This window comes from Methanocrinis sp. (assembly GCF_049974945.1).
In the GTDB taxonomy this organism is placed as follows: domain Archaea; phylum Halobacteriota; class Methanosarcinia; order Methanotrichales; family Methanotrichaceae; genus Methanocrinis.
On the sequence record NZ_JBNGCU010000062.1, the window covers coordinates 1 to 11,057 of the forward strand.

The following is an 11,057-nucleotide window of genomic DNA, read 5'->3' on the forward strand; positions in this document are numbered from 1 at the left end:
GGGAGGGAGTATCCAGCCTCCAACTTCATCACTGGAAAAGTAGATTGTGCCCACAGGTGAGGATGAGGTGGCTCTGGCCCCTCTACCCACCATATTCGGTTTTCCAGAAAATTTTTTATTAAATAATTTGGAGAATGCAGCATCATCATTTGCAGATGTGAATAACCAGCCTGGCTGGTATATCGTAGACGTTGGCGATGAGCAGTTCCTAGTCAAAGCAGAGTTTTCCGATTCCAATGGCGATCCCTTGCCGATGCCGACAATGGCAGAAATATCTAAGGTAATTAAACCCTTCGCCAAAAGGACCAGTTCACCATTGCCCTTATTCATATCTTACGAACTCGAAGATGGCGATGCTCTTTTCTTTTCGGAGAGCACCACAAAAGCATTCAAATTCGAACGGCTGAACACCTATGCTGTTCACAAACTCAGTGAAAATCTGTTTACAGGTGGCATAGATAAATTGCTGAGCCTGGAGTCGCAGCATGCAGAGGAGCTGGATTTTAGGTGGGAGTACAAGGCCAATGGGGGTCTGATTCCCCCTGCCCTCAACAATATACCAAACGAGATCGATTTTCAGGGCGCGTATCGGCTTTACTTTGAGGAGATCTTCTTCCATGTGCCCTTCTTGATCGCCAACAAGCTGAACTCCAATCAGAACTTTGCCGACTCCCAGAGATGGTACCATTACATCTTCAACCCGACATCCGGCGGAGAAGATGACGATCTGGACCGGCATTGGAGATACCTCCCATTCAGGGACCAGGGTTTAGATAAATTGTCGGAGCTGCTGACAGACAGCGAAGCCCTTTCGGCCTATCGGGAGGACCCGTTCGACCCCCATGCGATTGCGGCTCTCCGTCTGAACGCCTACCAGAAAGCGGTGGTGATGAAGTACATCGACAACCTCCTGGACTGGGGCGACTCTCTCTTCATGCAGAGCACCCGGGAGTCGATCACCGAGGCGTTGATGCTCTATGTCCTCGCCTACGACCTCTTAGGACCGCAGCCGAAGTCGAAGACGATCAAACGGTTCGAAGAGATGGGGACCTACGAGGAGTTCATCCGCGAATATGAACAGTGCACAGATGAAGCTATCCCGGAGTTCTTTACGGAGGAGGAGAAGGAGAATTCCACTTGTGCAACTCTCGTACCCCACAGCAGCATCACCGACTTCTGCGTGCCCGAAAACGCGAAGTTCATCGGCTACTGGGATCGGGTCGAAGACCGGCTCTTCAAGATCCGCCACAGCCTGAACATCGAGGGCGTATTCAGGCAATTGGTCCTCTTTGAGCCGCCAATCGAGCCGATGGATCTGGTGCGGGCGATAGCTGGTGGGGCGAGCATCAGCGGTGCCCTCACCGCGCTGAACGTGGCCGTGCCCCACTACCGATACTCGTTCATGCTGGGAACGGCAAAGGATATGACCTCCAATGTGATGGAGCTGGGATCGGCGCTGCTAGGAGCCATCGAGAGCCGGGATGCCGAGAAGCTGGCCATCCTGCAGAACACTCACGAGAGGGCCATCCTCAACCTGACGACTTCCATCAAGAAGAAAGAGATCGAGCTGGCCGAAGAGGCGATCGCGGCACTGGCTATCAGCAAGAAGAGTCCAGATGCTAGACTAAAGCGCTATGAAGGTCTTATTGCCGAAGATCTTAATCCCGAAGAAATTGCAGAATTAACCATGTTAGTATCTGCCCAAGCAACTAAAAGCACTGCTTATGTACTTAAAATTATAGAAGGATTTATAGGTACAATTCAAAATACTAATGCAGGTACTGTAGCTCCTTTCCCGTTGATGGTCACGGAGCTTGGTCCCAAACAATTTTGTGCACCAGTGCATACTAGTATCCTTCTAGCGGAACATGTCGCTGATGTGCTTAATATGATAGCTGGAATTACAGGGAAATCTGCTGGATATAAACGTAGACGTGCTGAATGGAAGCACGAGAAAGAATTAGCCGGCTATGATTTAGAAGAAATTGAACAACAGATCGTTGGAGCAAAGGTTCAGCTGGCGATCTCACAGGAGGAACTTGCCGTCCACACCAAGACGATCCAGCAGAACCAGGAGATTGAGCAGTTCTACCGCAGCAAGTTCTCCAACCAAGCTCTCTACAATTGGATGATCGGCAGGCTCTCCGGCCTCTACTTCCAGGCCTACAAGCTCGCCTACGACATGGCCAAGTCTGCGGAGAAGGCCCTCCAGTACGAGCTGCCGACGACCGAGACCTACATCACCCCAGGCCACTGGGACAGCCTGAAGAAGGGGCTTCTCGCGGGCGAGTCTCTGATGCTCGAGCTGAACCGGATGGAGAAGTCCCATCTGGATCAGGACAGCCGCTTCCAGGAGATCGAGAAGACGATCTCCATGAACAGGACCTTCCCAGGGTCGCTCTTGCTCCTCGTCGCCTCCGGGGCGTGCGAGTTCCGGCTGAGCGAAGAGCTCTTCGACCGGGACTACCCGGGGCACTACTTCAGGGTGATCAAGTCCATGGAGATCGAAGTCAAGACCTCGAGGAGCATGCAGCCCTACGAGTCCCTCAACTCGACCCTCATTCAGCTGGGCAACAAGACCCTGATAGACCCCGATATCGGCGGAGTAAGCTACCTTCTGGGCCTCGGCTCCGATCAGCCCACCTCCAACACCCTCCGGGTTAACTGGAGGGCAAACCAGCAGGTTGCCATCTCCAGAGTCAACGAGAAGGACGACGGCATGTTCGTCCTCGACTTCTTCTTCGACGACCGATACTTCCCCTTCGAGGGGACGGGGGCGGTTTCATCCTGGCGTCTGGAGATCCCGAAGGAGAACAACCCGGACTTGGTGGGTGATAACGTCCTGCTGATCGAGGACGTGCTGATCCATCTCAGGTACACCGCGAAGTACGATCGCGGCGCCTTCAGGAAAGAGGTGGAGGGCCTGCTCCGGGATCTCGAAGATGAGTGAAGCTCGAGCTCTTCGGTTGCCGGTCGAAACTCGCCCCCCAATTCCAGACCATTCGCAAAAACCCCGTCGCAAGGCAGGAGCTTGCCTGAGGGCCTCTCGACCACCATACCACCGGGCCGGGCCTCCGCCTTCAGGCATCTTTCTTCTTTTGTTCTTTTCTCTCTTGCCCCTTCCTCTCTTCTCGCTCCATCGCCTCTTTTGCGAGCCTTATGGCGCAAAGCTCGTTGCACATGGTGCAGGTGTCGATCTCGACCCCTCGCCGGTGGCGGATCTGCCGCGCCAGGCTCGGGTTTATGGCGAGGTCGAACTGGGTGGGCCAGTCCAGGTCCCTCCGCGCGACGGCCATCTTTCGGTCCCACTCGCGGGCCCTGTCTCTGACCCCTGCCTTTGCGATGTCCGCCGCATGGGCTGCGATCCTGGTGACGATCGTCCCCTCGAAGATGTCCTCTTTCGTGGGAAGGTCCAGGTGCTCGCTGGGGGTGGTGGCGCAGAGGAAGTCGGCCCCATTCATCCCGGCGATGGTCCCTCCGATGGCGGCTGTGATGTGGTCGTAGCCGGGGGCGACGTCAGTGACGATGGGCCCGAGGAGGTAGAGGGGCGCGCCGTCTGTCACATACTTCATCGCTCTTACGCTCGTCACGATCTCGTCGGCGGGGACGTGGCCGGGCCCCTCCACCATCGCCTGGACCCCGGCCCGCCTTGCCCTCTCGACCAGCTCGCCGAGCATTATGAACTCCATGTACTTGGCCCGGTCGCTGGAGTCATTGATGCAGCCGGGGCGCAGGCCGTCGCCCAGGCTCAAAGTCAGCTCGTGTTCTTTCGCGATATCCAGGAGGTGGTCGTACTCGGCGTAGTAGGGGTTATCCTCTCCCGTCTCGCTCATGTACTTGAGGGTGAGGGAGCCCCCCCTGCTGACGACCCCCATGATCCTGCCGCTTCTCTTAAGCCTCTCAAAGGAGTTCAAATTGACGCCGGCGTGGACGGTGACGAAGTCGACGCCGTCCTTCGCCTGCTTCTCAAGAGCGTCGAAGAGCCCCTGGCCGGTGAGCTCTCCCTCCACCTCGGCCTGGTAGATGGGCACGGTCCCCACAGGGATTTTTACGGCCGCAAGGATCTTTTGCCTGATCAGATCCAGGTCGCCGCCGGTGGACAGATCCATCACCGTGTCGGCCCCGGCCTCCATCGCCACCACCGCCTTCTCCACCTCCGCCCTGGGGTCGGCGACGCCGCGAGACGACCCCAGGTTCAAATTGACCTTGGTGGTGAGGGTCTCTCCGACCCCGATGGGTTCGATCTTTCGGCGGGCGTTTCGCGGGATAACCACCCGGCCGCGGGCCAGGAGGCGCAGAAGCTTCTCGGGGTCGACCCCCTCCTTTCGGGCGACGATCTCGACCTCGGGCGGAGTCTTTCCCTTTTCAGCGTCTTCAATCAAAGTCATGATACCAACTAACTAATATATTGATGGAATTGCACTTATCTTGGAGGTTGATTTGTTTGGTGGAAGTGCATAAGGTTAACGGCGGCGGCCCCGTCCACGAGGGGAACGTATTTTTGATTCTCGATGAGGTTGCGGTTCTCATCGATGCCGGGATAGACGCCGAGGCCACGATCAAGAACGTCGAGAAATTGATCGATCCCGGAAGGATCAAGTTCATAATCCTGACCCACTGTCACCACGACCACACCGCCGGGGTTCCGGCCCTGAAGGAGGCGACGGGAGCGAAGGTTCTGATCGGAGAGGGGGAGGTCTGCGACCTCGGCGATGACGTCGCCACCGGATCTTACCTCTACGAGGAGGAGCCGGCGGAGTTCGGGGTCGACGGGACCCTGGAGGAGGGGGACGTCATAAGCCTCGGCGAGTGGAGACTCCACGTTCTTGTGACCCCTGGCCACTCGCCCGGCTCGATCTCCCTCTACGAGCCGGAGGCAAAGGTCCTCTTCTCCGGCGACATCATACTCCCCCACGGGAACATCGGGAGGACCCGCCGTCCGGGGGAGATGGTCAATGATCTGGTAGGGTCGATCGAGCGGCTGGCGGCCCTGGAGGTTCAGGTCCTCTATCCCGGCCACATGGAGCCGACGGACGAGAAGGTCGCCGAGCAGATGAGGACGAGCCTCGAGTTTGCAAGGACGATCCACTGATCGGGCCAAACCAGAACGGACCTGGGGGTCATTGCGGACTAGCTCAGATGCTGCGGCCTCCGGACCGCCGCCTATTTTTCCTCCGACGGCGGAGAGGTCCATCATGCTCGACGACATCTTCGATCTCGCCTACCTGATCGGGTTTATAGCGGCCTCTATAATCCGGGCCTACTGGCTTAAGAGGACTCCTTCCTGGTGGCGAGATCGAGGATCGATCGTAGACGACCGCGAGAGGGGAGAGGATCGGCCGCTCATGCTCCTCACCACCCTGGGCATGATAATCGTCCCCTTCCTCTACCTCTTCACCACCAGGCTCGACTTTGCGGACTACAGCCTCCCACCCACCGTGCGCCTGGTGGCGGGCTCCCTGGGGGCCGCCCTCTTCCTCCAGGCCCTCTGGCTTCTGTGGCGGTCGCACGCCGACCTCGCCGAGAGCTTCTCGCCGGGGCTCCAGATAAGAGAGGACCACAGGCTGGTGACGTTGGGCGTCTACGAGAATATCCGCCATCCGATGTACGCAGCCCACCTCCTCTGGGCGGCAGCTCAGCTTCTCCTCCTCCATAACTGGATCGCAGGTCCTGCCTTCCTGGTGGCGTCCATCCCCCTTTACGTCGCGAGAATCCCGCGGGAGGAGGAGATGATGGAAGACAAATTCGGCGAGGAGTACCGCAGGTACGCTGAGAGGACCGGGCGGGTCTTGCCGAGGATGGGGAGATAGGGCCTCTCTATCACCTTCTCTGGGTATCAAATTCGTCTTCAGCGGGATTGTTGCTCCAGCCTCAGATCTTATCGCCGTCCTTCAGGCCCATGATCTTCTCTACGTCGACGAGCTTCCAGACGAGAGACCTCTCCTCTTCGACGATCGAGTCGAGGGGGTCGGATGGAGAGTGGCCGAGGGCTGAGAGGACGTTTCGGGAGAGGTTCTTTCTTCGGATCAGGTCCACGAACCGCTCCCGGACCGCCCTCTTCTCTCCGGGGTCGCTGGCCTCCACCAGGCGGCCCCGCAGGGTGACGAAGCTATAGCTGGAGAGGTCGGGGGCGTACCTCTCTACCTCCACTGAGACGTGGGGGTCTTCCCGAAATAGCTCGATCTTCTTGCCGTACTTCGTCGAGAGGAAGTACATGAACCGCCCGTCGAAGATGTAGACGAAGGGAGCGACGTAGGGGTACTTGTCTCCCTTGAAGGCGATCCTGCATACGTGCTCCTCGTTGATCAGCCGGTCGTACTCCCTCTTCTTCATGCTCGGGATCTTTACAACTTCTGGGGCCATCTCATCTCCTCAGAACAAATTTTGATCGGATTCTATTTAAAAATTGATGCCCCCATCTTTTGCGAAGGAGCATTTGGGGGAAGGAGTGCCTTGGGGGATGGTGTCACAGCCCCTGGATCTTCTCTTTTATGAGGGACTGGAGGGCCTCTTCTGCCTCTGGCCTCTGCTCCGGCTTGTGGTACATGGTGCACCTTGCGGGCATCGGAATCAGCCCTTCGTCCATAAGAGTGTAGTGGACCTCCTCCAAGTCCATCTCGCCTTCGATGTACCTTTTCAGTATCGCGACCGCTTCGGTCCGCTCCCTCTCCTTCAGGCCCTCAGACCTCTCCACCAGCTTCTCGATCTCTTCAATCATGGTCGACGCCTCGGGGAAGAAAAGTCCGGATAAGATATAGATCTTGCCGGATGGCAGAACAAAACCCCATGCCATAAATACGATCGGCGCCTACCACCGCCGATATAACTCTTCATCTGAGGCGATCACCATGAATAAAAAGCCAAAATCGGCTGTTGGGATAGACGACATCGCGGTCGCCGTTCCCAAGCTCTTCATATCGACCCTGGGCGAGTTCGCGCAGGCGAGGGGGATCGAACCTGGGAAGCTCGCCCGGGGGATCGGGGTCGAGAAGATGGCGGTCCCCGACGTCCACGAGGACGCCGCCACCATGGCCGCATCCTCGATCCTGGAGCTGATACAGAAAAACGACATATCCCCCCAGGAGGTGGGCAGGATCTACATCGGGACCGAGTCGGGGGTCGACGAGGCGAAGGCGATAGGAACCTACGTCATGGGGATGCTGGAGCGGATCTTCGGCCCCGGCTCCTTTCAGGAGTGCTCCACCGTCGAGTTCAAGTCGGCCTGCATAGCGGCGACCCACGCCCTGGAGAACGCGGCCTACTGGCTGAGGGCGGAGGATGGCGACTTCAACGCCACCGGGAGCGGAGAGTGCGAGAGGGTGGGGATCGTGGTGGCGACGGACGTCGCCCGCTACGAGCTGAACTCTCCGGCCGAGTACACCCAGGGAGCGGGCTCCGTCGCCCTCCTGGTCAAAAGGGACCCCAGGCTTCTGGCCCTCGACCCGGTTATGGGGGTATTCACGCGGGACGAGAACGACTTCTTCCGGCCCATCGGGATGAAGTGCGCCGTGGTGAACGGCAGGTACAGCAACCTATGCTATCTCGCGGCGATGGAGGGGGCCTTCTCCTCCTACAAGAAAAAAGCCCTGGTCCGTGGGATGATCCGTCTGGCGGGGGGCGAGTGCATCACCGACCACCTCGACCAGATCATATTTCACATCCCCTACCCCCGGATGGCGGAGTATGCGGCGGCCTCGATCTTCCGGCGGGAGTGGAGAGGCCTGCCCCGGTGGAGGAAGATCGAAGAGGAGATAGGGCCCGAGCCCGGGGAAGAGGATTTTTCGGGCTCGAAGGAGCACCCCTCGAATGAGGCCGACTACAAGAGACGCTTCTCTAAGTCGGCCCAGTTCCTGGGGGCCTACGAGAGGAAGGTCAGACCCTCGACCCTCGTCTCCTCGGTGGTCGGAAACATCTACACCGGCTCGATATACCTGGGCCTGGCGAGCCTTCTTGAGCAGAATCTACTCGTCCCCGGGATGCGGATCGGCCTCGGCTCCTATGGGAGCGGCTGCTCTGCCGCCTTCTTCTCGGGGACGGTCCAGGCTGGCGTCGGATCGACGGCCAGGGGAGATCTCCTCAAAAGGCTCGATGAGAGGGTGGAGATAGGCCTTGCGGACTACCAGCTCCTCCACCAGGGGGAGAGGAACGAGAGCGTGATCCCTCCCTCGGGAGAGTTCGCCCTCCTCGAGATAGGCCGAGATGGATATCGGCACTACGATCTCGTGGGCTGAGAGGTCGAGGGCTTAGGCCGCGGACAGACGGATGGCGGCCAACTTCAAGAAAGAACTCAGGCCGGATTCCCGCGACTTCAGTCGTGGGAGGAGGCCGTACTTATTCCCCTGCCTTGTTAGACAGAAACATATTTATGGCTGAATGATCAATGTTGACATGATGGTAGATCAGGTATTAACCGTTCGGTGTAAGCTGCCTACACAAGCAAGACCTGTCATCGGTGTCATCGTATAGGGGATCGGAAAGGGAAAGAGTTCTCCTGTCCTTCTTGTGGATGGTCTGGTGACGCGGACTTTAACGGTGCTCGAAACATTGCAGATCTTGGGGCTGTTGTAAACCAGCCCGGAGGCCCGGGGTTGTTCTGCCTAACTATGGCAGAAAAGATTCCAGGGCTACAGAAAGCCCCCCTCTTCAGAGGGGGTAGTTTACACATTTCTAGGACTTACGTAGTTGAACAAAAAACCAGTAGCATGAAGCACCAAACTGTCTAAAGCATAATCTTCTTGACAGGCTCTAATGTGCTTGGTTTTAATTTTCAAGTGCGTAAGTCCTACATATAATATGGCACAAGTATTATACAGGTCTGTGCATCTCAAGCTCAGTTTTTCAGCCTGTTTTCCTCCTCAGATCCAGACAGAGCGATCAATATATCACCCATTAACCATCTATTATAGGAGGGGGGGATCGGTCATGGCGAGCGAAAATAATTCTCAAGAGAATAACGAGATGAGCGAAGAGAAGATGAAGTCGGGCCATCGGGATTCAGAGGAAGGTCACAAAACCCGGGATGATGAAGATCGCAAATATCACGAAAAGGGACAAAATGGCGGTCATGGAAAGGTGGGTCACGGAGGGGGAAATCACGAGAAGGGGGGCAAAGGCGGCCACGGAAAGGGGGGCCACCACGCCCGGATGCTCCAGGACTTCAAGAAGAGGTTCTTCGTCTCCCTCGCAATAACGGTCCCGGTCCTGGCCCTCTCCCCCATGATCCAAACCTTCTTCGGTTTCGACCTGGTCTTTTCGGGCTCATTTTACATTCTATTCGCCCTCTCCTCCCTGGTCTACTTCTACGGAGGCTGGCCCTTCCTCGTGGGCCTGAAGAGGGAGCTGGCCGAGAGGGAGCCGGGAATGATGACCCTGATCGCCGTGGCCATATCCGTCGCCTACTTCTACAGCTCTGCGGTCGTCTTCGGCTTTGCTGGCAAGTTCTTCTTCTGGGAGCTGGTGACCCTGATCGATATCATGCTCCTGGGCCATTGGATGGAGATGCGCTCGGTGATGGGTGCCTCCCGGGCCCTGGAGGAGCTGGCCAAGATAATGCCCTCCGAGGCTCACCTCCTCAAGGACGGTGGTGAGGTCGAGGAGGTCGAGGTCGAGGTCCTGAAGAAGGGGGACAGGGTGATGGTCAGGCCCGGAGAGAAGGTCCCCGTGGACGGGACCGTTCTGGAGGGGAGAAGCAGCGTCAACGAGTCACTCCTCACCGGCGAATCGAAGCCCGTATCCAAGACTGAGGACTCCGAGGTGATCGGCGGATCGATAAACGGCGAGGGGTCTCTCGTCGTCGAGGTCGCCAAGACTGGAAAGGAGACCTACCTGAGCCAGGTGATCGATCTCGTGAGCACGGCTCAGGAGAGCAAGTCCAGAACTCAGGATCTGGCCAACAGGGCCGCCTTCTTTTTGACGGTGATCGCCCTCTCGGTGGGTGCGATCACCCTCGCCGCCTGGCTCTATTACGGTCGGGATCTCGTCTTCGCCATCGAGAGGGCGGTCACGGTGATGGTGATAACCTGCCCCCACGCTCTCGGCCTCGCCATCCCCCTGGTGGTGGCCGTCTCGACCTCCCTCGCCGCCAACTCCGGCCTTCTCATAAGGGACAGGCAGTCCTTCGAGAGGGCGAGAGACCTCCAGGCCGTCGTCTTCGACAAGACCGGGACTCTCACCCGGGGCGAGTTTGGGGTCACCGACGTGATACCGCTCGCCGAGGCGGGCGAGGAAGAGGTTCTGAGGCTTGCTGCGTCCTTAGAGTCCCGGTCTGAGCACTCGATCGCAAGAGGCGTTGTGGGGAGCGCAAAAGACCGGGGAATCGATCCTCTGGAGGTGGAGAGTTTCGATTCTATACCTGGGAAAGGTGTCAAGGGTGTGATCGGTGGCAGAAGCCTGAAGGTGGTCAGCCCCGGCTACCTCGAAGAGAACGGGATCGAGCTCGACGATCGAAGGTCAGAGGAGGCAAAAGAAGGAGGAAAGACTGTCGTCTTCCTCCTGAAGGATGAGCTGCCCATAGGAGCCCTCGCCCTCGGCGATGCTCTGAGGACCGAGTCGAAGGAGGCGGTCAGTAGGCTGAAGTCGATGGGGGTGAAGTGCATGATGCTCACCGGCGACAACAGGTACGTCGCAGAGCAGGTGAGCGGAGAGCTGGGCCTCGACGAGTTCTTCGCCGAGGTCCTTCCAGATCAGAAGGCCGAGAAGATCAGGGAGGTCCAGGAGATGTACACCGTTGCCATGGTGGGCGACGGGGTCAACGACGCTCCGGCCCTGGCCCAGGCCGACGTCGGGATCGCCATCGGGGCGGGAACCGACGTCGCCGTCGAGACTGCGGACATAGTCCTCGTACGAAACGATCCGAGGGACGTCGTCTCGATAATTAGGCTGTCCAAGAAGACCTACTCGAAGATGTTCCAAAATCTCCTCTGGGCGACGGGGTACAACGCCTTCGCCATACCCCTTGCGGCCGGCGTCCTCTACGGATATGGGATCCTTCTGAGCCCGGCAGTGGGGGCGGTTTTGATGAGCATGAGCACCATCATCGTCGCCGTGAACGCGAAGCT

9 protein-coding genes are annotated in these 11,057 nt (G+C 58.0%); 6 read left to right on the top strand and 3 right to left on the bottom strand.

Annotated elements, in window-relative coordinates; genetic code table 11:
* The first annotated feature begins 127 nt into the window (after positions 1-127).
* Positions 128-2,950, top strand: coding sequence for a hypothetical protein (locus tag ACP5EL_RS07160; protein ID WP_428401829.1), 2,823 nt, complete (start codon positions 128-130; stop codon positions 2,948-2,950).
* Positions 2,951-3,080: 130 nt separating this feature from the next.
* On the opposite strand, the gene thiC is transcribed toward ACP5EL_RS07160, so the two are convergent.
* Positions 3,081-4,388: a phosphomethylpyrimidine synthase ThiC gene (gene thiC / locus ACP5EL_RS07165; protein WP_428401830.1), complete on the bottom strand. Its 1,308-nt coding sequence runs from the start codon at positions 4,386-4,388 to the stop codon at positions 3,081-3,083.
* Positions 4,389-4,447: 59 nt separating this feature from the next.
* On the opposite strand from thiC, the gene ACP5EL_RS07170 reads away from it, so the two are divergent.
* A complete protein-coding gene (locus ACP5EL_RS07170; RefSeq protein WP_428401835.1) occupies positions 4,448-5,092 on the top strand; it encodes an MBL fold metallo-hydrolase in 645 nt (214 codons plus the stop codon).
* A gap of 103 nt (positions 5,093-5,195) precedes the next feature.
* Positions 5,196-5,810 carry a protein-S-isoprenylcysteine O-methyltransferase gene (locus tag ACP5EL_RS07175; RefSeq protein WP_428401831.1) on the top strand — a complete coding sequence of 205 codons (615 nt, stop codon included), beginning with the start codon at positions 5,196-5,198 and terminating at the stop codon, positions 5,808-5,810.
* Positions 5,811-5,871: 61 nt separating this feature from the next.
* Here the strand turns inward: ACP5EL_RS07175 and ACP5EL_RS07180 are convergent, their stop codons facing one another.
* Together ACP5EL_RS07180 and ACP5EL_RS07185 are read right to left on the bottom strand one after the other, a co-directional pair.
* A complete protein-coding gene (locus ACP5EL_RS07180; RefSeq protein WP_428401832.1) occupies positions 5,872-6,363 on the bottom strand; it encodes a pyridoxamine 5'-phosphate oxidase family protein in 492 nt (163 codons plus the stop codon).
* 103 nt (positions 6,364-6,466) lie between these two features.
* Positions 6,467-6,718: a hypothetical protein gene (locus tag ACP5EL_RS07185; protein WP_428401833.1), complete on the bottom strand. Its 252-nt coding sequence runs from the start codon at positions 6,716-6,718 to the stop codon at positions 6,467-6,469.
* Between the two features lie 130 nt (positions 6,719-6,848).
* Between ACP5EL_RS07185 and ACP5EL_RS07190 the strand changes: the two genes are divergently transcribed.
* The 3 genes from ACP5EL_RS07190 to ACP5EL_RS07200 form a co-directional block, all read left to right on the top strand.
* Complete coding sequence (locus ACP5EL_RS07190) at positions 6,849-8,231, top strand: hydroxymethylglutaryl-CoA synthase family protein (protein ID WP_428401834.1); 1,383 nt, start codon at positions 6,849-6,851, stop codon at positions 8,229-8,231.
* Between the two features lie 231 nt (positions 8,232-8,462).
* Complete coding sequence (locus ACP5EL_RS07195; RefSeq protein ID WP_428401836.1) at positions 8,463-8,723, top strand: zinc ribbon domain-containing protein; 261 nt, start codon at positions 8,463-8,465, stop codon at positions 8,721-8,723.
* Positions 8,724-8,973: 250 nt separating this feature from the next.
* Positions 8,974-11,057 (top strand): copper-translocating P-type ATPase (locus ACP5EL_RS07200; RefSeq protein ID WP_428401837.1); only part of this gene is annotated, 2,084 nt, incomplete at its 3' end.

Bases quoted from the DNA above. Each gene is read 5' to 3' on its own strand.
- ACP5EL_RS07190 (WP_428401834.1), top strand. From the start codon at position 6,849: ATGAATAAAAAGCCAAAATCGGCTGTTGGGATAGACGACATCGCGGTC.
- ACP5EL_RS07175 (WP_428401831.1), top strand. From the start codon at position 5,196: ATGCTCGACGACATCTTCGATCTCGCCTACCTGATCGGGTTTATAGCG.
- ACP5EL_RS07180 (WP_428401832.1), bottom strand. From the start codon at position 6,363: ATGGCCCCAGAAGTTGTAAAGATCCCGAGCATGAAGAAGAGGGAGTAC.
- thiC (WP_428401830.1), bottom strand. From the start codon at position 4,388: ATGACTTTGATTGAAGACGCTGAAAAGGGAAAGACTCCGCCCGAGGTC.
- ACP5EL_RS07185 (WP_428401833.1), bottom strand. From the start codon at position 6,718: ATGATTGAAGAGATCGAGAAGCTGGTGGAGAGGTCTGAGGGCCTGAAG.